The organism is Pseudomonas sp. NPDC078416 (genome assembly GCF_050268485.1).
GTDB lineage: Bacteria > Pseudomonadota > Gammaproteobacteria > Pseudomonadales > Pseudomonadaceae > Aquipseudomonas.
Map to the genome: position 1 here is coordinate 79,948 of NZ_JBNNGV010000010.1, position 24,133 is coordinate 104,080.

Sequence of the window (24,133 nt, forward strand, 5' to 3'; positions counted from 1 at the left end):
TTTTAGTGGGACCGGCTTCAGCCGGGAAGAGGCCAGTACATTCACCCTCAATTGATCGTTCCCACGCTCCGCGTGGTAATGCATCCTGCGACGCTCGGCGTCGCGGCGATGGACGCAGAGCGTCCCGGGCGGCATCCCCACGCGGAGCGAGGGGACGATCGAAGGTGTAGCTGCCGACGCTTTCCCGGCTAAAGCCGGTCCCACAGTCGAGGTCACAATCGGAATCCATAGTTGTGATCATCGCCCGTCCCGCAATCCTGTCTGGAGTCACCCCTACAGTCAGTGCTACAACCCGTCCCAGTCAACGATGCATTCACCCCATCCACCCAAGAGCACACCCCCCATGATGGACAGTCTCAGCGGCATCACGGCGTTCATCACCGTGGCGGAAACCCGCAGCTTCACCGAAGCGGGACGTCTGCTGGAAATCTCGTCGTCCGCCGTGGGCAAGAGCGTGGCGCGCATGGAGGAGAGGCTCGGCGTGCGCTTGTTCCATCGCAGCACCCGCAGCGTGACCCTGACCACCGAAGGCGAGCTGTTTCTAGATCGCTGCAAGCGCATCGTCAGCGAAGTCGAAGCCGCTGAGCTGGAGCTGCATGAACTGTCCGCCACCCCGCGCGGCAAAGTGCGCATCAGCGTGCCGATTCAGAACGTGCTGATCATGCCGGTGCTGGCCGGGTTCATGCGTGCCTACCCGGACATCGAGCTGGAAGTGGACATGTCCGACCGCATGGTGGACGTGATCGAGGAGGGTTTCGACGCCGTGATCCGCACCGGCGCGCCGCAGGATTCGCGGCTGACCGCGCGCAAGCTCGGCGGCTTCCAGCTGCAACTGGTGGCATCGCCCGCGTACCTGGAGCGCTGTGGAGAGCCGGTGCACCCCGACGAGTTGGTCCGCCACACCTGCCTGCTGCACAAGTTTCCGGCCACGGGGATGATCGAACGCTGGCCGTTGCGCGTCGGGGACACGCACATTCAGCCGAACCTTTCGCGGGCGTTGACGTGCACGACCACGGACCCGCTGGCGCACCTGGCGATCGACGGGGTCGGGATTGCCTGCCTGCCGGATTTTTCCATCCGCACGCCCTTGGCCGACGGCAGGCTGAAGGTGGTGCTCGGCGACTACACCGATCACACCGGCAACCTGTGGATGCTCTGGCCTGCATCGAAGCAGATGGCACCCCGGTTGCGGGTGTTGATCGACTATTTCAAGGACAACATTCTCAAGGGCTGACTCAGCGCTGCAACGCCTGAGCGATGGGTGCCCGGGCGACACCGAAGCTGAGCATCACCGCCAGGCCGAGCAGCCCCAACCCCGCGCCCAGCCACAGCGCCGCCGACACGCCCTGGTGATCGACCATCAGCCCGCCGAACAGTGAGCCCGACGCGATCGCCACCTGAAACATGGTCACCAGCATCGCCGAACTGGCTTCCGGCAACTGCGGCGAGGTGAGTTGCATCCAGCTGCTGACACCCAGGGGAATCGCGCCATAGGCCACGCCCCATACCAGCACCGCCAGCATCACGCCGAGACCTTGCAGATGGGGCAACGCCAGTTGCGCCAGCACCATCAGCACAATTACGGCGCCCAGCGACGCGCGCAAATGGGTGGTGAGAGTCCCGGCCATGGCGAAGTTCGCCAGCATGCCCACCAGCCCGAAACCCAGCAGCACTCCGGTGATCGCGTTCGGCGAGAACCCGGCGTACTGGCCAAGAAACGGCGCGACGTAGGTGTAGGCGGTGAAGTGCGCGGCCACCACAGTACCGAGCAACAGCATGCTGCGCCGCGCCGTGCCCCGGGACAGAAATGCCCTTAGCGCGCGGGCGTTGAGCCCTTCACTGGAAGGCAGCGAGGGCAGGGTGTACGCCTGCGCCGCCAGAGCGATCAGGCCCAGGCCGGCGGTGACGACGAAAGACATGCGCCACGAAAAGGCCGTGCTGACGAACGTGCCGAACGGCACCCCGAACACCGTCGCCAGGGTGATGCCGGCGAAGATCAGCGCCGTGGCTTTCGCTGCCCTCGACTCGCTGACCAGACGCCCGGCCGCTGCAATCGCCACGGCCCAGAAGCCGCCCAGGGATATCCCCAATAGTCCGCGCCCCAGCAGCATGATCGCCAGCGACGGCGACACCGCGCAGATCAGGTTCGACAGCACCAGCAGCAGGCTCAACAGCAACAGCAGAAGCCGGCGGTTCATGCGCCCGGCACCGAGCATGATCGCCGGCGCCGAGATGGCCGCGACGATGCCCGGCACCGTAACCATCAGCCCGGCCACGCCATCGGTGACGTCGAGGCTGTCGGCGATCTGCGGCAGAACGCCGACGGGCAGGTACTCGGAGGTGACGAAGGCAAACGCGCCCAGGGCGACGGAATACACCGAGAGCCAGTCGCGCCAGGAAGAGGACGCCGCAGGTGCGGGCGCCGCGGGGGTCGAAACAACGTGCGAATCGTGCATGGGCAAAGCTCCACCGTAATGAGTGGAGCCATGCTAGGGAGCGGGCGCGCGGGGAAAAACAGGCTGAGGTTCCGATCACTGCGGATCGATGACTCCGCAATCAAGGAAATGGCCGGGGCGTCACCCGACTTGAGTCCAGTGGGTTTTCGGCGGCTCTGAACCGGGGACGTGTTCGGGCAGGCGCACGAAGATGCTGTAGCGGGTCTTGTTCTCGATTGCCTCGAAGGCCGCGAGTTTGTCGATCAGCGCGGCGTTGACCACTTTCCCCGCGTTGAGCAACAGCATGCCGTTGTCGGCGTTCAGGTTGCGCACCAGAATCATCCCCGGCACCAGCTCGCGGGTGTTGACGGCCTTGACGGTCGGGTCGTTGAGCACGGCATCGTCCAGGTACGCCGCGCAGGCCTCGGCAAAGTCCTCGATCAGCCCGGGGTCGTAGAGCTTGCCGGCGTAGCGGCGGATGAACAGCAAAGCCTCGCCGCTGCTCAGGTGCCGTTCCAGAATCAGCCCGCGCTGCAGTTCGATGAAATCCACCGCCAGCTTGAGCAAACGTGCGCCGTAGGGAATCGCTTCACCCTTGAGGTGCGCCGGAAAGCCGCTGCCGTCCCAGCGCTCCTGGTGATGCAGGATCAGGCTGGCGGCGTCCTGAATCGGTTCGAGGGTCATCAGCAACGACTCGCTCTGGCGCGGGTAGCTGCGCCAGGTGTCCCGGTCGGCGTGGCTGACCATGTCCGACGGGGTATTGATCAGCGCGTCGCTCCAGCCCAGTTTGCCGATGTTGTACAGCGCGGCGGCCATGCACAGGTCGCGGCGGGTGGGCTCGTCCAGATTGAGGTGGTTGCTGCAGGCATTGATCAGGTCGATGACGTCGCGGTTGGTCTGCTTGTCCACGGGCAGGCGCTGATTGACCAGCATTGAAAACACTTCCGTGCCGGTGGCGTAGCTGTGCTTGAGCTCTTCGTAGGCCAGGTCGAGCATGTCGGCGGTCTGCTGCAATTCGGCGGTGCGCGCCAGCACGCGTTTTTCCAGGGTGGCGTTGAGGCTTTTCAGCTCATCGTTCTGCCGCTGGGTGAGCTGTTCAAGGCGCTGTCTTTCGCGTTCGGAAAACTGGAATGCCAGCGACTGACGCAGGGTCAGCACCAGCTCTTCGTCGGTCCAGGGCTTGGCGATGTAGCGATGCACATGGCCCTGGTTGATGGCTTTGACGATGGTTTCGAGATCGGCGTATCCGGTCAGCAGGATGCGCGTGGTGTCCGGGTAAAGGCTGTAGACCCGCGCCAGCAGCGCCGCGCCGTCCATGCCCGGCATGCGCGCGTCGCTGACGATCAGGTCGACCGGCCGTTCGGCCATGATCGCCAGGGCGTGTTCACCACTGGTGGCCAGCAGCACGTCATAAGGCTGCTCGCGGAGCAGGCGGCGCAGGCTGTTCAGAATTGATTCTTCGTCGTCCACCAAGAGGAGGGTGGGGCGTGACTGCACTGAAACACTGGCTGAGGCTTCCATGATTGACCCTCACTCGTACCGACATCGTGTCCGTGTCCGGTCTTGTGGACCGACACGGACGGCTGGATGCCGCAAGATTAGTTGAGATATGGCAAGAACTCGCGGGGTTCGAGCAATATAAATCGCCCCCTCAACTTCATCTTCGGCGCGCCGACACAAAGGCATAAGTCCATGGAGTGAGGCACTCGGTCGATCATGTTGCTCCTGCAGATATTCTCGATCATTTCCGTCTGCCTGCTGGTGCTGCTGGGTCGCTGGCTGCTGCACAGCTATCAGGTGATCAACCGGGTCAACGAGGACCTGCAGGCGGCCAACGAAAGCCTGGAACAGCGCGTCGAAGAACGCACCCGGGCGTTCAAGCAGGCCAGTCATGCGTTGCAGGTCGAAATCGACGAGCGCAAGCAGCTGGAGAGCCAGTTGATCGGCGCTGAAAAGCTCGCGTCCCTGGGGCAGATGGCGGCGGGCATTGCCCACGAGATCAACAACCCCATCGGATTCATCTCGTCGAACCTTGGCACCCTGGCGGTCTATTTCGGCAAGCTTGAGGAGATACTGGAGGCCTACAAAGCCGCCGAGGAGCAGTTCGGATCGGCTGAGGTTCTCCAATCGCTCACGGCCTTGAAAACCCGTCTGGACCTGGCCTTCGTCGAGGCGGAAATCCCCTTGCTGATTCAGGAATCGCGCGACGGGGTGGCCCGCGCCGCGCAGATCATCAAGGACCTCAAGGAGTTTTCCCGGGCCGACACCAACCCGCAATGGCAGTGGGCGAGCTTGCAGCGGGGTATCGATTCGACGCTGAACATTGCCGCCTATGCGGTCAAATACAAGGCCGACATCGTCAAACACTATGTGCCGTTGCCGGACATCGAATGCCTCCCGGCGCAGCTCAATCAGGTGATCATGAATCTGGTGGTGAATGCCGCCCAGGCCATCGGCCCGGAGCGCGGCACCATTACTTTGCGCAACGGCGTGCAGGGGAACAGCGTGTGGCTTGAGATCAGCGACACCGGGAGCGGCATTGCCCCGGAGGTGCTGCCGAAGATTTTCGACCCGTTCTTCACCACCAAACCGGTGGGCCAAGGGACCGGGCTGGGGTTGTCATTGTCGTACGGGATTGTGCAAAAGCACCGCGGAACGATCAGCGTGCGCAGCGTGGAAGGGGTCGGCACGACGTTCCGCATCGAGCTGCCCATTCAGCAGCAGCGCCCTGAAGAGGGCGCATTGAACTGAAACTCAGACGTGGGCCATGCCGGGCACGTCCATGTTGATCCGTCGCCAGGCGGCTTCGGCAAAGCTGTACACCGAAAACGCGATCAGCCCCAGCGCCATGACCATCAACACCACGCCACCGGCCGGCAGGTTTTGCAGCGCGTTGAGCGCATCCTTCAGCCCGGGCGGGTGCATCGCCTGATAGCTCGACCCGCTGATGGCCAGCAGCACGCCTATTTCAACGAACGCCACGCCGCGGGCGATCAGGCCGAAGCGTGATACCGGGGTCACGTACTTCATGACCTCATCGTCAGCCTCGAAGTACTTCTCGAACGAGGCTTTCCAGCCCTTGAAGAAATGCGCGATGCCGACGCCCAGCGGCACCAGTGCGACTAGGTAGACCATCAGATTGGAGTGTTTCCACGACAGCAGGGTGGCGAGCAGGTCTTGGGTCTGACCGCCGCCGCCACCGCCGGAACTGCGCAGGCCGTCGATCAGCAGGCCCAGGGCAAAGAACGCCAGCGCACCGTTGACCAGTCCGCCGGCGAGCAGACCGCCGCGTATGACCAGGCCCTTGAATTCGCTCCCGTGATGGTCGACGTCGCGAGTGGCTTGCAACACCCGCCAGGCCGCGAATGCGAGCAGACCGGCGACCACCAGCCCGACCAGAATGTGGCCGAAGGGCTGGCTGAACAGCGCTTCGAGGCTGCTGTGGCTGTCTTTGGGGCGGGATGAATCGCGGGCGGCTAGCAGGGCAAAAATGCCGATGATCAGATACAGAACGCCGCGGGCGGCGTAACCCGATCGGGCGAGCAGGACAAGGGTGTGGTGCGGCGACATCGAGTGTTCTCCGGTTAAGCAATAGATCAGCAGACCCGGTAGCGCGCGAGGGGTTCGATCGGGTTGCTTTTTGCAGGACCGGCATCACCGGGAATCCCAATGGGTGCACGCGACGCTTTTTAGTGGGACCGGCTTTAGCCGGGAAGAGGCCGGTGCATGCACCATGATCGTTCCTACGCTCCGCGTGGCAATGCATCCGCCGACGCTCCGCGTCAAAGCGATGGACGCGGAGCGTCACGGGCGGCGTCCCCACGCGGAGCGTGGGGACGATCATCAATCCATTTTGCGGTGTGGCTGCCGACGTCTTCCCGGCTGAAGCCGGTCCCACAGGTCCGCTTTACGGCCGGATTCCACTGGATTCACGCGATGCTTTTTAGTGGGACCGGCTTTAGCCGGGAAGAGGCCGGTGCATACACCATGATCGTTCCCACGCTCTGCGTGGTAATGCATCCGCCGACGCTCTGCGTCAAAGCGATGGACGCGGAGCGTCCCGGGCGGCGTCCCCACGCGGAGCGTGGGGACGATCATTGCGGTGTGGCTGCCGGCGCGTTCCCGGCTGAAGCCGGTCCCACAGGTCCGCTTTACGGCCGGATTCCACTGGATTCACGCGATGCTTTTTAGTGGGACCGGCTTTGGCCGGGAAGAGGCTTTTGCATACACCATGATCGTTCCCACGCTCCGCGTGGTAATGCATCCGCCGACGCTCCGCGTCAAGGCGATGGACGCGGAGCGTCCCGGGCGGCATCCCCACGGGGAGCGTGGGGACGATCATCATGCGGTGTGGCTGCTGAAACCTGCTCGGCTGAAGCCGGTCCCACAGGTCCGCGTCACGGCCGGATTCCACTGGATTCACGCGATGCTTTCAGTGGGACCGGCTTTAGCCGGGAAGAGGCTGGTGCATATACCATGATCGTTCCCACGCTCCGCGTGGTAATGCATCCGCCGACGCTCTGCGTCGAAGCGGTGGACGCGGACCGTCCCGGGCGGCGTCCCCACCCGGGGCATGTGGACGATCATTATGCGGTGTGGCTGCCGGCGCCTTCCCGGCTGAAGCCGGTCCCACTAAGGGCATCCGGGTACAGTCAGTCGAATTCGGTCAATCCGCAGCGGACTGAATGCGCCGACGAATCCAGGCGCGGCTGTGCTCCAGCACGCGGTCGGCCATCATGGTCGGGAAGTGGATGAAGCCGTGGGGCGCTTCCGGCAGCAGGTGCACTTCGACCCCGGCGGTTTTGGCCCAGCGATCGGCCATTTGCAGGGTGTCGTCGCGCAGCGGGTCCAGATCGCCCACCCACATCAGGGCCGGCGGAAAGCCTGTGAAATCCCCATACAACGGCGACAGCGGCGGCGCCTGGCGCTGTGCATCGCTGATGCCGGGCGTCAGCAGGCGCAGGGCGGCAACCATGCCCGGGCCGTCCAGTACCAGCGTGTCCTTGCCTGCCGTGCGCACGCTCGGCGTGCCGGTCAGGTCGTAAACGCCGTAATAGAGCAGGGCGCCGCACACCCGTTTGAACAGCTCGGGCCAGGCCTTGAGCTGCAGCAGGGTCACCCCGGCCAGATGCCCGCCGGCGGATTCGCCGACGACTATCACCGGCAGCCCCGCGAATTCCGGGCAACCGTCACCCAGCAACCAGCGCGCAGCCACCAGACAATCCTCCATCAGCCCTTCCACCGGCGTTGACCCGGCGAGCCGGTAATCGACCGAGACCACCGCCACATCGCACGCCCGCACCATCGCCATGTTGAGGTCGTCGTTCATCTGCGCGTTGCCGATCACCCAGCCGCCGCCATGAATGTCCAGCACCACGCCTTTGGCCTTGCCCTTGGGCCGGATGATCCGCACCGGCACGCGATGACCGTCGACACTCGCCGTGGTGGTTTCAGCGTGCAGGCCATGGCGGGCCAGCCTGGCCGCGCCATTTATTTGGCCGACGCGCAGCAGCGACTGAATCAAAAGAGGCGTGATGCGGTTGCGGATACGAAACCGAGGCAGCCAGGCCAGCTTCTTGTTGAAGCGCCGCGCCTGCGCCAGTTCGTCGTCGGGAAAATGCAGACCGTCGTTGCTGTCCAATTGTGTGCTCTCTCTCGGGCTCACACCCGCCAGTGTTGGGTACTGTCTTGGTGTGCGCGGGCGGCTCAGAGTTTCACGTGCGCGAGTAAAGCAATTTGAGGCCGGCCGTGGCGTAAACAAGGGTGAGGGTGCCTTCGATCCAGCGCCGCGCCCTGCGGTAGGCACGGATCATCGGCGCGGTCGAAAAGACCATGGCGTAACCGCAGAAGATGGTGACGCTGAGCACAGCGCAACCGGCGAGGATAGTTGCGACGGTCTGTGGCGTCGCTTCTGCGCCCAACCCCAGCGTCATCGTCGCCACCCAGCCCAGCAGCGCCTTGGGGTTGGTGAGGTGCATGAGCAGGCCACGCTGATAGAGGCGCCAGCCTGAGAGGGAAGGTGCGTCAGCGATTTCTCGCTCGACCTTTTCGGTGGACGTCAGCGCGGAACGCGCCGCTTTGAAGGCGAGAAACAGCAGGTAGGCGCCGCCGAGGATTTTCAGCAGCGTCAGCGCCTCGGCGTATTGGGTCATCACAGCGGAAACACCGGTGGCGGCCATAGACCCCCAGAAAAATGACCCGCTGATGACGCCCGCCGCGAGTATCAACGCCGGGCGTCGGCCCCGGTGCATGGCCACGCCCATGATGCGCATGTTGCTCGGCCCCGGACTCGCCGCGCCGACGATGTAGGCGGTGTACACCAGCAGAAGGTGATGGAAATCGGAGGGCATGGGCCTTGGTCCTTTAAGGTCGCGGTGGGAGGGTCGTTTGAAAACCTGTTTTACCACGGCCTCGCGGTAAGAAAGAGGGCAATTCTCCGGCACGGCCCATCCCGTCAAACCCCGCACACGCCTCGCCGGCCTCCCACCCGTAGGCGCGCGCTTGCCCACGAAGGCGGTGTGTCAGCCAACCGATTCGTCACAGGCACACTGCTTTCGCGGGCAAGCGCGCTCCTACACTGATCTCGGCATTCCGCACAATCTCTGGCCTACGCAAAATCCGTAGGAGCCGGCTTGCTGGCGAATGCATTCTCGCCTCGCCGGCCGCCCACCTGTAGGCGCGCGCTTGCCCGCGAAGGCGGTGTGTCAGCCAATCGATTCGTCACAGGCACACTGCTTTCGCGGGCAAGCGCGCTCCTATACTGATCTCGGCGTGGCACACACTCTTTATCGTGCACAGACGATCAATCTACCGAGTACTCATCGGCGGCGTCGGTTTGATCAACTGCAACTGCTGACGATAGTCATCGGTCACTTGCCGCGCCTGGCTGTTGCTGGTGATGACCCGCGGGGTGATCAGCACGACCAGCTCGGTGCGTTTCTTGCTCTTGCTGGTGTTGCCGAACAGCCAGCGCAGGCCCGGGATGCGGCCCAGATACGGCACGGCGGATACGGTGTCGGCGTTGTCCTGTTTGATCAGGCCGCCGAGCAACACGGTCTGGCCACTCTGCACCGCCACTTGGGTCGACACCGAACGGGTCGAGATCCGCGGGTTGCCGTTGGCGTCAGTGGAGGTGTCGTTGGCGTCGCTGACCTGCTGCTGGATGTCCATGTACACCAGGCCGCCCGGATTGATGCGCGGCACGACGTCGAGGATGACGCCGGTCTGCACGTACTCAACGCTGCTCAGGGTGGCGGTAGTGGCCGAGGTGTTGACCGTGGTCTGGCTGATCGGGATGTTGTCACCGACCTGGATCTGCGCCTGCTGATTGTTCATCACCACCAGCGAGGGCGCCGACAGCACTTGGGTGCGGCCGCTCTGTTCCAGCGCGTGAAGGGCGATCTGAAGGTTATTGCTGACGAAGGAATAAAACAGCGAATCGGTCGCGCCGAGCCCAGCACCGCCGCCGCCCAAAGCGCCCTGACTGCCGGCGGTGTTCGCCACGGTGGTGCTGGTGGAATTGCCGGCCAGCCGGCCGAGGTACCACTGCACGCCAAGGTCCAGTTCGCCGGACAGGTTCACTTCAAGAATCCGCGTCTCGATCTGCACCTGCATCGGTGCGTTGTCCAGCCGCTTGATGGCGGATTCGATCTCGGCCCATTGCGCCGGGCGCGTGCGGATCAGCAATTGGTTGCTGCTCTGCTGGGCGGTGATGCGGGTGCTGTCGTCCAGACGCTTGCTGGCGCCGGAGCCGCTGGCTGCGGCGTCGGAACTGTCGCCCTGACTGCTGCTGTCGGCGCTGTCTTCGGAGGTTTCGCCGTCCTGCTCTTCATCACCTTGCTGAGCGCCGTTCTGCAAACCAGCATTGGCCCCACCCATGCCCGAGCCCATCCCGCCACCGATCCCGGAAGAGCTGCTGTTCAGGCCCTGACCGCTGCCGCTCAAGCCGCCGCTGCTGCCGGTGCCACTGCCGTTCAGCGACGACAGCGAACGCGTGCGCAGACCCGGTGCGACCTTGGCCGCGCTGTCGTCCTTGATCTGACCGTTGCCGTAGATCTGCCGCAGGTATTTGGCCAGGTCCGAGGCTTTCATGTTGCGCACGTCGTAAACGTACATCTGCGGCTCGTTGCCGCCGCCTTCGTCAATGGTGTGAATCCAGTCACCGACTTCGCTCAGGTAACGCGGCTGCGGAGAAATCGCCACCACCGAATTGGTCCGCTCGATGGGCAGAAACTTGACCATGCCGGCCAACGGCATGCCGCTGTCCGGGCCGAACATCTTCTGCAGCTCCGGCATCAGCTCGCCGACGCTGGCGCGTTGCAAACCATAGACGGCGATGGACATGCCCTTGAGCCAGTCGACGTCGAAGGTGTCGATGGTGTCCTGATAGTTGGCCAGTTCATCCGGCGTACCGGCCAGGCTCAACACGTTGCGCGCCGGATCGACCAGCAGGAACGCGTTGTCCCGGGCGAAAGGCTTGAGCAGCTTCTGCATCTCGGTGGCCGAGATAAAGCGCAGCGGGAACAACCGCGCCGAGAGCCCTGTAGACGGCCGCGCCACCGGCATCTCCGGCACCAGCTTGCCGGCCACGGCCTGGTTGGCCGGGAGGATCACGTAACGGTCGCCCTGGCGGATCATGGCGTTGTCGGTCCACGACAGCAGCGTTTCGAGAATCGACAGCGCCTGCTGTTTGTTCACCGGCTGCGAGGTGGAAAAGCTGACATCGCCTTTCACACCCTGATTGATGCTGTAGTTCTCGTGCAGCAAATCGCCCAGCACGGTGTTGATCACCGCCTCGATGGGCTGATTGGCGAAGTTGAAGGTGATGTCACCGGCGGCCGCCGACGCGCCTTTTCCACCCGCGCCGGTCTGGGCCGGGCCCGCACCGCGCACGAACGTCTGGTTGCCACGAATGATCTGCTGGCGCGCGGGCGCAGGCCTGGCGCCGGGATTGTTCGGGCTCGGCGCTTCGACCGGATCGCTGACCGGGCCTCGCTGCGAGCCGGTGCCATTGAGTGCTTCCTGCATCAGGGCCGGATCGTTTTCAAAACGTTCCGGAGTGGACGCGCATCCGGCCAGGGCCACGGCGGTGGCCAGGCACAACAACGGGCTGCGTAAACGGAAAAACTCAGGGGTGCGATTGTTCATGGTGTGGGTACGTTTGGAAGAGTAATAGGGGGGACTTTCGACGGCGGCGGAAGGCGCAGCATGGGCAGTCGCAGTTCGCGGGTCTGGCCCTGATGACTGAACGTGGCGTGTTGCGGCGTGACCGAATCCAGGGTCCAGCCGTTGTCCAGCGTGCTGCCGACGGCCAGCTTGATGCGGCGCTTCTGCGGCAGTTGCAGCAGCACCCACTGTGAGGCGCCATCAATGACCACGCCGCTGAGGCTGATGCCGTCCAGGGACGAGGCCTGGGATTTGCCAGTGACCAGATCAGGCTTGCGGTCCGGGCTGAACATCGACTGCTGCCACGTCAGTGTGAGGGCCTGGGCCGGCAGCGCAGGCAATGCCGCAGGCCCGGCCGTTGGCGCGGCTTCGCGCGCTTCGCCGGCCGGCAACCAGTCGATGTCCTGACCGGCGCCCATGCTCAGGCTGACGGCGACGGCAGCGAGGACAACCGTGGCAGCGCCGAGGGCGAGGGTAAGGGAGTCGAACTTCATGCGTCAGGCTCCTCGGTGGACTGCTCGGAGGGATCGGGCTGCTGCCTTTCAGGCATTGGCTCGGCGTCTGGGGCTTTGGACGGCAACGCCTTGTGCGGCGCCGCTTGCTGCAAATAACCGCGCAACAGCAGATGCACTTGCAAACGTCCGGCGCCACCACTGGCCGGTGCCGACGTGGCGCGGCGAATGCTCAGGTTGTCGATGAACAGAAACGGCTGGCCGTATTCCAGCTCGTGCAGCAAACCCACCAGCGGCTCCATGGCGCAGTCCAGGGTCAGGCTGACTTTGACCTGACGATACGGCTCGGCACTGTCGCGCTCGGGGGTGATCGGCATGCGCTGGGTGACCTGGCAACCGGGGCCCTGATCGGCGTGGGCCTTGACCAGATCCAGGCTGCGTTGCATCAGGTCGGCGGCCACGGCGCTGGGGTCTTCGCCCGGCAACAGGCTGCTGCGGCTCGACGGGTCGCGGCGGGCGGCCTGCAACTGCTGCTCAAGGCTCTCCCGTTGAGCGAGCGCGCCGGCATAGCGTTGTTCCTGTTGGCGTAATGTGTCCGCCTGTTCCTGCAGGTCGCTCAACGGGTCGAGAAACCAGCTTTGTACCAGCAACCACCAGGCCGCCCACAGCACCAGGGCCAGGGCGATCAGCGCGGCGCCGCGACGTTCACGGGGGGTCAGTTCACGGCGCATCGGCGGCCTCCTTGCGCAACTGGGCGCGCAGGGAAAAACGCTCTTTGCCGGTTTGCGCGTCGGGCTGAATAATCCCTTGGAACTGCGCGTCGGTCAGGGTGCGGCAGTCTTTCATGCGGCTGATGAGGGCACTGGCCTTGGCGCTCTGGCCGGTGATCGACACGCTGCCGCCGTCGGCAATCTCCAGCTGCTCGACCCAGGTGTCGACGCCCAGGCAACCGGTGAGGTCGGCGAGGACGCTGGAGGTAGTCGGTTGCGCGGCTTTCTGCTGGGCCAGGTAGCGCGCGGCGCCCTGGGTGTTGATCAGTTCGCGGCGCAGGTTCTGCACCGCTTGCACCTGGCTGCGTTGCTCGTCGACGTGCTGTTGCATCGCTTCGACCTGGGCCGTGCGCGCGTCCAGCCAGAGCACCATGCAGGTCAGCAGCAAGGCGCCACAGATCACGGCGAGGAAACGCGGCAAGCGTGCGGAACCTGCGGTCGCTGGTTTCAGCTCGGCCGGCAGCAGATCGACATTCAGCCGTTCGCCGTTTGTGTTGCGCGCATCCACGGCATACAGCGACAGGCCACGCGCCTTGCAGGTGTCGATGATCGGCTGCAAACGCTCGCGCAGCACCGCCACCAGCAGCACCTGCGCCAGGGTCTTGCCCTTGGCGGTGACGCGCGCGACGTACTGCATCTGCTCGCGGGGGTAGGGCGTGTACTTGTCCAGTTCAAAACCGACCACGCTGTGCAGATCCCGCAGCGCCGCCAGCGGCAGTTGCAACGGCTGCGCCAGAACCATGCCGGCGGGGAGCATCAGGATCAGCCGCTCGCCGGTCTCGTGGGCAATGTGCTCGGGCAAGGGCCAGTCGATCACCCGCTCGCGCACTTGGGGCATCAGCCGGGCGCGGACGTCGGCCGGCAGCAGCGCCTGCAACTCTTCGAGCCAGGCCTGCCACAGGTGCTGCGCCGGGCTGTCACGCCACTGACTGCGCACCCGGGCCTGCAAGGGCGCCAACTGCTGTAAAAGTGATTGCTTCATTCTTGCCAACGCAGAACGCGATACGGTCGCGCTCCCTCCTTCGATGGGTTCAATAACAACGTGACGTTGAGCGTCGTGGTGTAACCGCCGGGCAATGTCGCCTGGCTTCGAATACTGATGACCGGGCCTGCGTCTTCGGTCGCGGGGCCCGCTTGCGGCAGCCCCAGCGCTTGCCGCAGCCAGGGCGAAGTCATGCGCGGATCCGGCGCGCTCAGGCCGCTCCACAACGTGACGTTCGGGCTGGCGCACTGGTACAGCGGCTGGCCGATGCCCGGCAGTTCACGCACTTCCTCGACCATGCGCAGCGGTGCCCGACCGCCGCCGCGACGCTGCTCCAGGCCCTGGGCCACTTGCCGCGCCAGGTCCGGATTCGCCCCGCACGCCATTAAAAGGCGGGCGAAGGATTCGGCCGGCGCCGCGTTGAGGTCGAGCTTGCCGGTCTCGCTGCCGAGACTCACTGCCAGCGCGGCCTCATCGAAGCGCAACGCGTGGGGCTGGTTGTCGGCTTTCCAATGCCGCACCGGGTCGCGGTCCAGCTGCGCCAGCACCGCCATGCCGATCCCGGCTTCTGCGGCGAACACCGCCTGGGTGTGCTGGCGTTGCCACAGGGCCTGGCGATTCTGCAGGTGCACCCAGCCGAGCAAACCGGCCAGCAACGTGCTCAGCAGCGCCAGTACCCACAACACCAGCAGCAATGCCACGCCCTTTTGCCGACGTTCGTTCATAACGTGTGCGCCTCGCCGGACAGGTCCAGGCGCAGATTGATGCTTTGCAACGGCCATGGCACGGGACCGGCCAGTTGCGCGTCGATGCGCACGCTGATGGGCAGTCGTCCCGGCCACGGCCAGTGATCCAGCCACGCCGTGGACTCCCCGGTAGGCGACACGCCGCGGTAGCTCAGGTGCAGCGATCGCACCTCATGCAACAACACCTGGGGCTCTTCGGCCGGCAGCAAGGCCTGACCGCGCAGCCGCTCCAGGCTGATCTGCAAACGCTGATCCGCCGCCAGCGTCACGCTGTGCCGGTACAAACCGCCGCCCAATGTGGCGGGCAGCGGCGCATAGAAACGCATGGCCTGGGCGTCGCCCTCGAACACCGGTGCCTGGCCGGGCTCGGAGCCGCCGGCCGCCAGGGGCAGGGCCTGACCGATGGCGCTGCGCAGAAAATTCTGGGTCGAACGTATTTCGTCCAGCCGCGCGCTGTAGCGCTCGGCCTTGGCCATGGCGCGGTTGGCCCCGGTAATCGCCGCGCCGACCATGGTCAGTAGCACGCCGAGCAGGCTCAACACCACCAGCACTTCGAGCAGGGTAAAACCCTGAGCGCGGCGCTTCATTGCCCGGCTCCGGAGCCCGCGCTGCGCACTTGCAGGCTGCTGTAGTGGGCGCGGCGCGCTCCGTCGCTCACCTCAAGGTCCAGCCGCCAGGCCGTGGCCGGGCTGTTGCCCCGGGGCAGTGCGCTCACCTCCATCTGCCAGGTCACGCCGCTCCACTTGCCCTCGGTCCGACCCGGCTGCAAGCGGCCGGCGCTGGTTTCATCCATCAACGAACGCGCGGCCAGACTCAGCCGGTCACTGCGTTGCGCCTGCTGCAAGGCCCGCGCGCTCTGCCCAAACGCCACCACCAGCACGCTGCTGCACACCGCCAGCACGGCAAGGGCAGCGAGCATTTCCAGCAGTGTGAAACCGCGCTGACGCGTCAATTGAGCGTGCGCAACTGAACGTTGCCGGTCAGCCAGTTGATGTCGACGCGCCAGTGTTTGTCGCCCCGGGCCAGCAGCAGATGGCCTCCGCTGGAACCGCCGTCCGGGTAGAACTCGAACGCCGGGCCCAGGCCGTCGGCGGTCTGCAATTGCACGCGCATGTCGGTGGGCAGTTGCACCAGCTTCAGGTGCGGGCCTTGAAGGCGCCCGTTGCGCAGGTCAAAGCGCGTCTGCGCCGGTTGCCCGGTGACGATCGCCTGTACCCGCGCCGCCCGCAGCGATTGCACCACCTCGCTCAACGCCCGGCGCTCACTGGCCGCGTGCAAACCCCGACCCACGCCAAAGCTCACCAGGCCGACGCTGATGCCGATCAACACGATCACCACCAGCAATTCGAACAGGGTGAAGCCGCGGGCGCGGGGCAGGGCGCGCATGTTATTCCCAGTTACCGATGTCGGCCTTGTAGCCGTCACCGCCAGGCTGGCCGTCCTGACCAAAGAAGATCAGGTCGAAGCTGCCGTGCTCGCCCGGGTAGCGATAGCCAAACGCGTGGCCGAACGGGTCTTTCAGGTCCGAAGGCTTGGCGTACGGGCCGGCCCAGCCAGTGGCGTTCGCCGGCTTGGTCACCAGTTGCTGCAGATTGGCCGGCGGCGTGCCGACGTCCAGGCCGTAGCTTTCGACTTTCATGCCAAGGCTGGCGAGTTGCGCCTTGCCTGCGCCGTACTTGCCCTTGTCGACGTTGCCGCCGACCTGACGCACGACGATGGTGGCGACAATGCCCAGCAGCACGATCACGGCGAGCATTTCCAGCAGGGTGAAACCGCCCTGGCGACGGCCTCGGGCAGCGTTGAATCGGGACATGTGTATTTCCTCAAATGTTACTGGTAAGGCTCATCAGCGGCAGCATGATGGCGAGCATGATCACCGCCACCATCACCGCCATGACAACGGTCAGGCTCGGCACCAGCGCGGCGAGCAGACGGTCGATGCCGCGCTTGGCCTCGACGTCGAACACGTCGGCGACCTTGAGCAGCATGCCGTCGAGGTTGCCGGCCTGTTCGCCGACTTCGATCATCTGCAGGGCCAGTTCCGGCAGCAGCGGTTGTTCGCCGAACGCCTGGGCCAGCGTGCCGCCACCCTTGACCCACTCGGTGGCCTGCTCGACCTGCGCGCGGAGGGCGTAGTTGCCGCACACCTGACGGACGATGGTCATCGCCTGCAACAGCGCGACGCCGTTGCTCAGCAGGGTGCCGAGGGTGCGTGCCAGACGCGCGGCCTCGATCCGTTGCAGCAGCGGCCCGATGACTTTGATAAAGAGCAGGCGCCGGTCATGACGCTGGCGCCGTTGCGGATCGCGGCGCAGCACGGCGACGGTCCAGATCAGCCCGACGATGGCGCCGAGCAGCAGCAATCCGTAGGCGCTGAGAAATTCACCCAGCCACAGGATCGCCTGGGTGATGAAAGGGATCGGTACGCCCAGGTCGCGAAAGATCGGCACGAACTGCGGCACCACGTAGGCCAGCAGCAGGGCCAGCGAACCGAGCACGCCGACCACCAGAAAGATCGGGTAGATCAGCGCATTGATCACTTCGCCGCGCAGCATCTGGCTGCGCTCCAGGTATTCGCTGAGCTGACGCAGGGTGTTTTCCAGGGACCCGCCGGCTTCGCCTGCGCGGACCATGCTGATGTACAGGCTGGAAAACTGGCCGTGCTCTTCTTCCAGCGCCTGACTCAACGGCTTACCGGCCTTGACCTGTTCACGAATTCGTTCGAGCAGCGCCTGGCGCTTGGGCTCGTGGGTCTGCTTGAGGAGGATGGTCAGGGCGCGTTCCAGCGGCTGGCCGGCACCGAGCAGAGTCGCCAGTTGCTGGGTGAAACTCACCAGCGCCGCGCCGTTCATTGCGCCCCGGCGCATGGCCGCGCGCAGGCCGCTGTTGGTGCTGGCTTCAAGGCTGAGCAGCAACAGGCCGCGCTTGTGCAGCGTCGCTGTCGCGGCGTTTTGATCGGCCGCTTCAAGGGTGCCGTGTTGGGCGACGCCGTCGGCATCCAGTGCGCGGTATTTGAAATGGGCCATGGTCAGTCGCCACGCGTAACGCGCAGCACCTCTTCAAGGGAGGTCACGCCGGCCACGGCCTGGCGCAGGCCTTCTTCATATAAGGTGCGCAGGCCACCACGGCGGGCCGCCTGTTCCAGCGTGGCAGCGTCGGCCTGACGCATCAGCAGGCCGCGCAGTTCTTCATTCATCACCAGCAATTCGGTGATGGCGCTGCGACCGTGGTAACCGCCTCCGGGCAATTCGCTGGCGGGGCGATACAGGGTGATTGGGCGTTGATCGGTGAAGCGATCCAGGCCGTGCTCGGCGACCAGTTCCGGCGGTGCTTCGAAGGCGATGCGCGTGAGCGGATCAAGCCGGCGCACCAGCCGCTGGGCCAGAATGCCTTTAACAGTGGAAGCGATCAGGTAACTTTCGACGCCCATGTCCAGCAGCCGCGTGATACTCGCCGCCGCACTGTTGGTGTGCAGAGTCGAGAGCACGAGGTGACCGGTCAGGGACGATTGAATGGCGATGCGGCAGGTTTCCAGGTCGCGCATCTCGCCGATCATGATCACGTCCGGGTCTTGGCGGACGATGGAGCGCAGGGCGCCGGCGAAGTCCAGGCCAATGGCCGGCTTGACCTGAATCTGGTTGATGCCCTCAAGCTGATACTCGACTGGGTCTTCAACCGTGATGATCTTGCGCTCGGCCGTGTTGAGCCGTGACAGCGCGGTGTACAGCGTGGTGGTTTTGCCGGAACCGGTGGGGCCGGTGACCAGCAGAATGCCGTGGGGGTTTTCCAGCACGTCGAGAAAGTTCTGCAGGCGCTCGCCGTCCATGCCCAGGCTGGGGAAGTCGAAGCTGACGGTCTGCCGATCCAGCAGACGCATCACCACCGACTCGCCGAAGCTGGTGGGCACCGTGCTCACCCGCAGGTCGAGCTCCTTACCCTGAATGCGCAGCATGATGCGGCCATCCTGGGGTAGGCGACGCTCGGCGATGTCCAGCCGCGCCATGATCTTCAGTCGCGAAATGATTGCCGCCGAAGAACTGGAGGGCGGTGCTTCGGCTTCGTGGAGCACGCCGTCGATGCGGTAACGCACTTTTAGCTGGCTTTCAAACGGCTCTATATGAATGTCGGAGGCGCGTTGCTCGACGGCACGTTGCAGGATCAGATTGACCAGTCGAATGACCGGCGCCTCGGACGCGAGGTCCTTGAGGTGCTCGATGTCTTCTTCGGCGCCGCCGTGCTCGTCGAGGGTCTCGATCAGCGAGCCCATGGCCGAACGGCCCTGGCCGTAATAGCGCTCGATCAGCCCGTCGACCTCGCTGCCGGCACCGACCGACACGTACACCGGCGCCTGGCAGGCGTAGGCCACGGCGTCCAGCCCGTAGGCATTGCCCGGGTTGGCCGCCAACACATGCACGCCATCGGCATGGGCGCCGATGGGCAGCAGGCGATAGTGGCGCAGGAAACGTTCGCTCAGCTCCGGCAGCGGTTCACCCGACAGCGTCACGTTTTCCGCCAGCAGCAACGGCGCCTGCAGCGTGGAGGCCCACGCCTTGGCCAAGTCCAGTTCGGACACCAGCCCCAACCGGGTCAGCAATTCCGTCAGCGAGCTGCCTTCGGATTCCTGGGCCAGCCGCTGTGCCCGTTCCAGATCACCTGTCTTCAGCCCGGCATTGGCCAACAGCCACGCACACAGCGCTTCCGCCGAATGCGCGGTCAATTGTTGGCTATTGATAGGGGACAGTTTCATGGGCACAACGGGGATTCAAATAAGTGAGGCCTCTGACGAGACCTCGGGGTGATAAATAAACAGCCGTAATAAAACAGCAACTAACGGTGTGCGTTAGTTTGTCGCGGACGAAGTGTTGGCGGTCGGACGACCCCGCTTGTTTTCATCAGCCTGATTTTGTTTGGTGGCTTTCACGGTGGTGGCATCTTTTTGTGTTTGCGTCATGACAGTGGAATCTGCTGCGCCGGAAACGTTTTCCTGAGTGTCGGAATCAGCGGCCATTGTTGCAGTTGCAAACGACAGGGTCAGTGCGGCGATGGCGCTCAGTACTGGCAGTTTCATGTGATGTTTCTCCAATGTTTGTCATGTGTTTGAAATGATCGCAACGCTGGCTTCAGCGTGGGCTCACCGCTCGCCCCAGGGGTGAAACCCAGTGTTTAAGGGGTTTCGGGGGTTGAGCGGTGAAAATTGCTAAACCTACAGACCTGTAGGTTTAGCAAGAGTTCAGATGATGTATCAAAAAATGTCGAGTTTGTTCAAGATTGATTTTTTTGTTTGACATCCCTTTAAAACAATTGCCTTAATTTAAACGTCTCGGGCAACGCTCGTGCAGTTCGGTGGCTCATCGCCATTAACGTTAGTTACAGAAGATCAAATTGCCCACACTCATCGTCACGTTGTAACGCCACTTTCCCATCCACCGATGTTCTTTCGAGAACTTCGGTATAGGCCGAGTCATGCCTGAAACAAAGGCGTGTGGCGTGTCAACTGCGACAAATGAGCGCGGGTGATACTTGGAGAGCGTCCCCTATGCGAAACCGTAAAACTTTCGGTGCCCACTCGGCACTGGCTTTGTTGAGCCTGGCTATCTGCCATGCCAATGCAGCCGACACCACGACCCAAGAGCAACTGGCGGCCAAGGAACTGCGCGCTGACAAAGCGGCAGAAAAAACCCTGGCGAAGATGACTCAGGAAGAAAAGCTGGCCTATATCGGCGGCATCGGTGGTTGGGACGTCAAGCCGCTGACCCAATACGGCGTGCCACAGATCCACGGCGCCGACGGCGGCGCAGGCATCCGTTACACCAGCGAAGGCAACGATCCGGGCGTGGTCTATCCGTCCGGCCCGAACCTGGCGGCCACCTTCAACCCGCGTCGCGCCATCGACTTCGGTCGCGCGCTGGGCTACGACACCGCCAGCGGCGGCTATCAGTTCGTTACCGGCCCGGGCATGAACCTGTACCGCATGCCGTGGAGCGGCCGTGCTTTCGAATACCTCTCCGGTGAAGACCCGTTCCTCGGCGCCAGCCTGGGTCCTGCGGTGATCAACGGTATCCAGCAGCGTCGCGTCTGGGCGGAAGCCAAGCACTACGCCGGTAACGACCAGGAAACCAACCGTTTCATCCTCAATCAGGTCATGCCTGAGCGCGTCCTGCGCGAGATGACCTTGCCGCCGTTCGAATCCGCCACCAAGAACAGCACCGTGGCGATGATGATGTGCTCGTTCCAGAAAGTGAACGGCGAGTACGCGTGCGAGAACAAGCACCTGATCGCCGACATCCTGAAAAAGGAATGGGGCTTCAAGGGCCTGGTACAGAGTGACTACAACGCCGTCGTCCACGGTCTGCCAGCGGCACAAGCCGGCACCGACCTGGACATGATGGGCGGCCAGATGAACAGTTCGGTGCTCAAGCCGTACCTGGACAGCGGCGAGCTGGACATGGCGACCATCGACGACAAGGTCCGCCGCATCCTGAAGAACATCTACCTGTACCAGTTCGACAAGTTTGCACCGCTGACCACGCACAACATGAACAGCGCCACCAGCAACAAGGTCGCCCTGAACATCGCTCGCGAAGGCATCGTGCTGCTGAAAAACCAGGGCGACGTGCTGCCACTGGACAAGAACAAGGTCAAGCGCATCGCCGTCGTTGGCGACCTGGCCAAGTACGCGCCGCCGACCGGTTTCGGCAGTGCGCACGTTGATGCCACCCGTTACATCAGCGAGCTGAGCGGTCTGCGCCAGATCGCCCCGGGTGCTCAGGTCGAGTTCCTCGACACCCTGTCCCTCGACCCGACAGCGATGCACTGGACCACCACCGACAGCAAAGGCAACAGCGTTGCCGGCATGAAGACCGAGTACTTCACCAACGCCACCTGGTCCGGCGACCCGTCGTCCACCCAGATCGACACCTACGTCAATCTGGACTGGTCCAAAGACACCGTGCCGAGCAACGGCGACACCGCCAACACCTCGATCCGCTGGAGCGGTCAGGTCACCCCGACCATCAGCGGCGACCAGGTCTTCAAGGTCCGTGCCGACGGCGCGGTGCGTCTGTGGGTCAACGGCGAGAAGATCATCGACAACGGCGACGGTGAGAACATCACCAACAAGAGCATTCCGCCGACCATCCCTGTTTCCGGCAAGATCAAGCTGGAAGCCGGCAAGGCTTACGACGTGAAGCTTGAGTACTCGCGCCGTGACGGTTACCTGTCGACCATGGGCGGCCTGGTGGGCGTGCAGATGTCGACCGCTTCGCTGACCGCGCCTTCCGACCTGTCGCAATACGACGCGGTCGTGGTTGCCGTGGGTAACAGCGCTGAATACGAAGGTGAAGGTTTCGACCACAGCTTCGATCTGCCTGAGTACCAGAACGAGCTGATCCAGAACATCGCCAAGGCCAACCCGAACACCGTGGTGACCATGCACGGCGGTACCGCGCTGAAAATGAGCGACTGGATCGATCAGGTCCCGGCTGCGCTGCACGCGTTCTACCCGGGCCAGAACGGTGGTCAGGCCTTGGCCGAGATCCTGTTCGGCAAGGTCAACCCGTCGGGCAAGCTGCCGATCAGTATCGAGCGCAACATCGAAGACAATCCGCTGTATAAGGATTTCCCGGCCTTCGACAACACCCGCACCAAGGTCAAGGAAATTACCTACGCCAACGACCTGACCATGCTCGGCTACCGTGGCTACGACAAGACCAACACCAAACCGCTGTTCGCGTTCGGTCACGGCCTGTCGTACACCCAGTTCACTTACAACAACATCTCGGTCACCCCGGGCGTTGCAGTGGGCAACACGCCGATCAAGGTCTCGTTCGACCTGACCAACAGCGGCAAGCGTGCCGGTTCCGAAGTCGCCGAGCTGTACGTCGGCCAGCAGAACCCGAAAGTCGAGCGCGCCGTCAAAGAGCTGAAAGGCTACAAGAAGGTCTTCCTGCAGCCGGGCGAAACCCGTCACGTCACCATCGAACTCAACGACCGTTCGCTGGCGTACTTCGACGAGGCGAGCAAGCAGTGGGTGATCGATGCCGACACCTTCAACATCAGCCTGGGCGCGGCCTCCGACGACATCCGTCTGAACGCCAAGCTGGTCAACCCGTTCCGCCAGGAACTGTCGACCACCACCAGCAACCCGCTGCCACGTTCGGCGCTGAACTCGGTCAAGGTGACCCTGCCAGCGGTGAAGACCGGCGGTGTGCTTGATCAGACCGAAGACACCGACGCAGCCAATGGCAACACGGACTACGACGGCAACACCGAGTACTGATTGATCGCAACGGGAGAGGGCTGAAACGCAGGCCTGCGTCGGGATCTGATCCCGGCGCCGGCTGAGGCCTGAACCCGAGTGACAACCCGAGCTTGAGAAACAGAGAATGAGGCGATCCGGCCAGCCCGGATCGCCTCATTTTTTATGCGCGGATATCGCGTTCCACCTGGGCCATGTAACTGTCGAAACGCTGCACCAGATCCACTTTCTCGGGGAAACGCAGCCATTGCAGCTGCAACCCGTCCATCATCGCCAGAATCTGGTGAACGATCGCGTCCAGATCCACATCCCCACGCACTTCACCGGTGGCCACCAGATGGTCAAGCCGTGCGCGCATGCGCCCGTGAATCGTCACGTAGCGCGACTGAAACCATTCCCACCCCGGATGGCTGTCCACCAGGCTTTCAGCGTTCAGCATGCTGAACGCGCGAATCACGCCGGGCGCCGTCGCGTTGGAACGGTTGATCTGCCGCAGGCCGCTGACGAAGCCCTGCAGCGTCGGCTCGCTGTGCAAGCTGCTGACCACTTTGTGATTGACCTCGTCGCGACGGGCGAGCACGCCCATCAGCAACGCAACCTTGTTGGGGAAGTGATGCAGCACGCCCGCCACCGAAATGCCGACGATGTCGGCGATGCGGGCAATGGAGGCGCCGGTGTAGCCCTCCAGCGAAAACAATTGCAGCGCAGCGTCGAGCAGCTCTTCACGGCGCTTTTCACCCTTGGGGGCGCGACGGGTGCGGGGGAGTGTGTCTGACGTATTTCCTGTCATCGGGTTTACCTGGCGTCTCCATGATTTGCAGGTGTCTGGGCGCTTCGGCAGACCTGTCCCGATGCCGGGTTGCGAGGACGCAACGGGCAGAAAGGGCGCGGCAAGTCGTCGCGGGTGCTGAAACGGCACGCTCTGTTTAAGGGGGCAACCGGATTTTGGCAAGCGAAAACTGATATTCAGGACTGTCGGCAGGCGAGTGCCACCGTTCGGGTGAACCCCGTCCAGAAAATGGGAACTCCCGCCGCGTGTGCCTCTCCTTTGAAGTAACTGACAAACAAGGAGGATCCACTGTGAACGAACAAGCCAGTCCCGGAATTGCCTATCTGATCGAATGCGCAGAGGAGACGAATATTGATTCGCGGCTGTTTGCCATTTATGAAGCGCTGGCCGAGGCAGGCGGGCTTATACCTCAGGAATATTTGATCAAGGTGGCGCGCGAAACGACGGCAGGCCCCAAGCAGCAGTTATTAATCAGGCTGATCGGCAGAGCCAGTCGCGCCCAGGTTCATTAAGCAGGCCACTTGCCTGAGCCTTCA

The 24,133-nt window shown here is 63.7% G+C and carries 20 protein-coding genes and 2 pseudogenes; 4 read left to right on the plus strand and 18 right to left on the minus strand.

Annotated elements, in window-relative coordinates; translation table 11 throughout:
• The first annotated feature begins 346 nt into the window (after window positions 1–346).
• Window positions 347–1,234 (plus strand): LysR family transcriptional regulator, encoded by an 888-nt coding sequence (locus ACQKEN_RS11960; protein WP_427685775.1) that lies wholly within the window; start codon window positions 347–349, stop codon window positions 1,232–1,234.
• Between the two features lies 1 nt (window position 1,235).
• Here ACQKEN_RS11960 and ACQKEN_RS11965 read toward each other — a convergent pair whose 3' ends face one another.
• Both ACQKEN_RS11965 and ACQKEN_RS11970 read right to left on the minus strand, forming a co-directional pair.
• Entirely contained in the window at window positions 1,236–2,456 is a 1,221-nt protein-coding gene (locus tag ACQKEN_RS11965) for an MFS transporter (protein ID WP_427685656.1), read from the minus strand.
• A 120-nt stretch (window positions 2,457–2,576) separates the two neighbouring features.
• The gene (locus ACQKEN_RS11970; RefSeq protein ID WP_427685658.1) at window positions 2,577–3,956 is read right to left on the minus strand and encodes an HD domain-containing phosphohydrolase; all 1,380 of its coding nucleotides are present in this window, start codon (window positions 3,954–3,956) and stop codon (window positions 2,577–2,579) included.
• Between the two features lie 321 nt (window positions 3,957–4,277).
• Here ACQKEN_RS11970 and ACQKEN_RS11975 point away from each other — a divergent pair.
• Window positions 4,278–5,186 (plus strand): annotated as a pseudogene (locus tag ACQKEN_RS11975) (ATP-binding protein); the annotation flags it as partial.
• A 3-nt stretch (window positions 5,187–5,189) separates the two neighbouring features.
• Here the strand turns inward: ACQKEN_RS11975 and ACQKEN_RS11980 are convergent.
• From ACQKEN_RS11980 to ACQKEN_RS12050, 15 genes and pseudogenes are all read right to left on the minus strand, one after another.
• Window positions 5,190–6,005, minus strand: a complete 816-nt coding sequence (locus ACQKEN_RS11980; protein WP_427685660.1) for a DUF1206 domain-containing protein — start codon at window positions 6,003–6,005, stop codon at window positions 5,190–5,192.
• A 1,096-nt stretch (window positions 6,006–7,101) separates the two neighbouring features.
• Window positions 7,102–8,076 carry an alpha/beta hydrolase gene (locus ACQKEN_RS11985; RefSeq protein WP_427685662.1) on the minus strand — a complete coding sequence of 325 codons (975 nt, stop codon included), beginning with the start codon at window positions 8,074–8,076 and terminating at the stop codon, window positions 7,102–7,104.
• A gap of 73 nt (window positions 8,077–8,149) precedes the next feature.
• On the minus strand, window positions 8,150–8,785 hold the full coding sequence (locus tag ACQKEN_RS11990) for a LysE family translocator (RefSeq protein WP_427685664.1): 636 nt from the start codon (window positions 8,783–8,785) through the stop codon (window positions 8,150–8,152).
• 457 nt (window positions 8,786–9,242) lie between these two features.
• Window positions 9,243–11,582, minus strand: a complete 2,340-nt coding sequence (gene gspD, locus ACQKEN_RS11995) for a type II secretion system secretin GspD (RefSeq protein WP_427685666.1) — start codon at window positions 11,580–11,582, stop codon at window positions 9,243–9,245.
• Window positions 11,579–12,094: a hypothetical protein gene (locus ACQKEN_RS12000; protein WP_427685667.1), complete on the minus strand. Its 516-nt coding sequence runs from the start codon at window positions 12,092–12,094 to the stop codon at window positions 11,579–11,581. The genes gspD and ACQKEN_RS12000 overlap by 4 nt, the downstream gene beginning before the upstream one ends.
• A gap of 98 nt (window positions 12,095–12,192) precedes the next feature.
• Window positions 12,193–12,783 (minus strand): annotated as a pseudogene (gene gspM, locus ACQKEN_RS12005) (type II secretion system protein GspM); the annotation flags it as partial.
• Window positions 12,773–13,804: a type II secretion system protein GspL gene (locus ACQKEN_RS12010; RefSeq protein WP_427685669.1), complete on the minus strand. Its 1,032-nt coding sequence runs from the start codon at window positions 13,802–13,804 to the stop codon at window positions 12,773–12,775. The gene ACQKEN_RS12010 and the pseudogene gspM, both read right to left, overlap by 11 nt.
• The gene (locus tag ACQKEN_RS12015; protein ID WP_427685671.1) at window positions 13,801–14,529 is read right to left on the minus strand and encodes a type II secretion system minor pseudopilin GspK; all 729 of its coding nucleotides are present in this window, start codon (window positions 14,527–14,529) and stop codon (window positions 13,801–13,803) included. The genes ACQKEN_RS12010 and ACQKEN_RS12015 overlap by 4 nt, the downstream gene beginning before the upstream one ends.
• On the minus strand, window positions 14,526–15,137 hold the full coding sequence (locus ACQKEN_RS12020) for a prepilin-type N-terminal cleavage/methylation domain-containing protein (protein WP_427685673.1): 612 nt from the start codon (window positions 15,135–15,137) through the stop codon (window positions 14,526–14,528). Before ACQKEN_RS12020 ends, ACQKEN_RS12015 begins: the two co-directional genes overlap by 4 nt.
• Complete coding sequence (locus ACQKEN_RS12025) at window positions 15,134–15,502, minus strand: type II secretion system protein (protein ID WP_427685675.1); 369 nt, start codon at window positions 15,500–15,502, stop codon at window positions 15,134–15,136. Before ACQKEN_RS12025 ends, ACQKEN_RS12020 begins: the two co-directional genes overlap by 4 nt.
• Entirely contained in the window at window positions 15,499–15,936 is a 438-nt protein-coding gene (locus ACQKEN_RS12030; RefSeq protein ID WP_427685677.1) for a pilus assembly FimT family protein, read from the minus strand. The genes ACQKEN_RS12025 and ACQKEN_RS12030 overlap by 4 nt, the downstream gene beginning before the upstream one ends.
• A gap of 1 nt (window position 15,937) precedes the next feature.
• Complete coding sequence (gene gspG, locus ACQKEN_RS12035; RefSeq protein ID WP_427685679.1) at window positions 15,938–16,363, minus strand: type II secretion system major pseudopilin GspG; 426 nt, start codon at window positions 16,361–16,363, stop codon at window positions 15,938–15,940.
• Between the two features lie 10 nt (window positions 16,364–16,373).
• Window positions 16,374–17,576: a type II secretion system inner membrane protein GspF gene (gene gspF / locus ACQKEN_RS12040; protein WP_427685681.1), complete on the minus strand. Its 1,203-nt coding sequence runs from the start codon at window positions 17,574–17,576 to the stop codon at window positions 16,374–16,376.
• A gap of 2 nt (window positions 17,577–17,578) precedes the next feature.
• A complete protein-coding gene (gene gspE, locus ACQKEN_RS12045) occupies window positions 17,579–19,297 on the minus strand; it encodes a type II secretion system ATPase GspE (RefSeq protein WP_427685682.1) in 1,719 nt (572 codons plus the stop codon).
• A 93-nt stretch (window positions 19,298–19,390) separates the two neighbouring features.
• Window positions 19,391–19,618, minus strand: coding sequence for a hypothetical protein (locus tag ACQKEN_RS12050; RefSeq protein ID WP_427685683.1), 228 nt, complete (start codon window positions 19,616–19,618; stop codon window positions 19,391–19,393).
• 468 nt (window positions 19,619–20,086) lie between these two features.
• On the opposite strand from ACQKEN_RS12050, the gene ACQKEN_RS12055 reads away from it, so the two are divergent.
• Window positions 20,087–22,828, plus strand: a complete 2,742-nt coding sequence (locus tag ACQKEN_RS12055; RefSeq protein WP_427685684.1) for a glycoside hydrolase family 3 C-terminal domain-containing protein — start codon at window positions 20,087–20,089, stop codon at window positions 22,826–22,828.
• A gap of 142 nt (window positions 22,829–22,970) precedes the next feature.
• Here ACQKEN_RS12055 and ACQKEN_RS12060 read toward each other — a convergent pair whose 3' ends face one another.
• Window positions 22,971–23,597, minus strand: a complete 627-nt coding sequence (locus tag ACQKEN_RS12060) for a TetR/AcrR family transcriptional regulator (protein WP_427685685.1) — start codon at window positions 23,595–23,597, stop codon at window positions 22,971–22,973.
• A gap of 290 nt (window positions 23,598–23,887) precedes the next feature.
• On the opposite strand from ACQKEN_RS12060, the gene ACQKEN_RS12065 reads away from it, so the two are divergent.
• Complete coding sequence (locus ACQKEN_RS12065) at window positions 23,888–24,109, plus strand: hypothetical protein (protein ID WP_427685686.1); 222 nt, start codon at window positions 23,888–23,890, stop codon at window positions 24,107–24,109.
• Window positions 24,110–24,133 lie beyond the last annotated feature (24 nt).

Bases quoted from the DNA above. Each gene is read 5' to 3' on its own strand.
- ACQKEN_RS11960 (WP_427685775.1), top strand. From the start codon at position 347: ATGGACAGTCTCAGCGGCATCACGGCGTTCATCACCGTGGCGGAAACC.
- ACQKEN_RS11965 (WP_427685656.1), bottom strand. From the start codon at position 2,456: ATGCACGATTCGCACGTTGTTTCGACCCCCGCGGCGCCCGCACCTGCG.
- ACQKEN_RS11970 (WP_427685658.1), bottom strand. From the start codon at position 3,956: ATGGAAGCCTCAGCCAGTGTTTCAGTGCAGTCACGCCCCACCCTCCTC.
- ACQKEN_RS11980 (WP_427685660.1), bottom strand. From the start codon at position 6,005: ATGTCGCCGCACCACACCCTTGTCCTGCTCGCCCGATCGGGTTACGCC.
- ACQKEN_RS11990 (WP_427685664.1), bottom strand. From the start codon at position 8,785: ATGCCCTCCGATTTCCATCACCTTCTGCTGGTGTACACCGCCTACATC.
- gspD (WP_427685666.1), bottom strand. From the start codon at position 11,582: ATGAACAATCGCACCCCTGAGTTTTTCCGTTTACGCAGCCCGTTGTTG.
- ACQKEN_RS12000 (WP_427685667.1), bottom strand. From the start codon at position 12,094: ATGAAGTTCGACTCCCTTACCCTCGCCCTCGGCGCTGCCACGGTTGTC.
- ACQKEN_RS12010 (WP_427685669.1), bottom strand. From the start codon at position 13,804: ATGAAGCAATCACTTTTACAGCAGTTGGCGCCCTTGCAGGCCCGGGTG.
- ACQKEN_RS12015 (WP_427685671.1), bottom strand. From the start codon at position 14,529: ATGAACGAACGTCGGCAAAAGGGCGTGGCATTGCTGCTGGTGTTGTGG.
- ACQKEN_RS12020 (WP_427685673.1), bottom strand. From the start codon at position 15,137: ATGAAGCGCCGCGCTCAGGGTTTTACCCTGCTCGAAGTGCTGGTGGTG.
- ACQKEN_RS12030 (WP_427685677.1), bottom strand. From the start codon at position 15,936: ATGCGCGCCCTGCCCCGCGCCCGCGGCTTCACCCTGTTCGAATTGCTG.
- gspG (WP_427685679.1), bottom strand. From the start codon at position 16,363: ATGTCCCGATTCAACGCTGCCCGAGGCCGTCGCCAGGGCGGTTTCACC.
- gspF (WP_427685681.1), bottom strand. From the start codon at position 17,576: ATGGCCCATTTCAAATACCGCGCACTGGATGCCGACGGCGTCGCCCAA.
- gspE (WP_427685682.1), bottom strand. From the start codon at position 19,297: ATGAAACTGTCCCCTATCAATAGCCAACAATTGACCGCGCATTCGGCG.
- ACQKEN_RS12050 (WP_427685683.1), bottom strand. From the start codon at position 19,618: ATGAAACTGCCAGTACTGAGCGCCATCGCCGCACTGACCCTGTCGTTT.
- ACQKEN_RS12055 (WP_427685684.1), top strand. From the start codon at position 20,087: ATGCGAAACCGTAAAACTTTCGGTGCCCACTCGGCACTGGCTTTGTTG.
- ACQKEN_RS12060 (WP_427685685.1), bottom strand. From the start codon at position 23,597: ATGACAGGAAATACGTCAGACACACTCCCCCGCACCCGTCGCGCCCCC.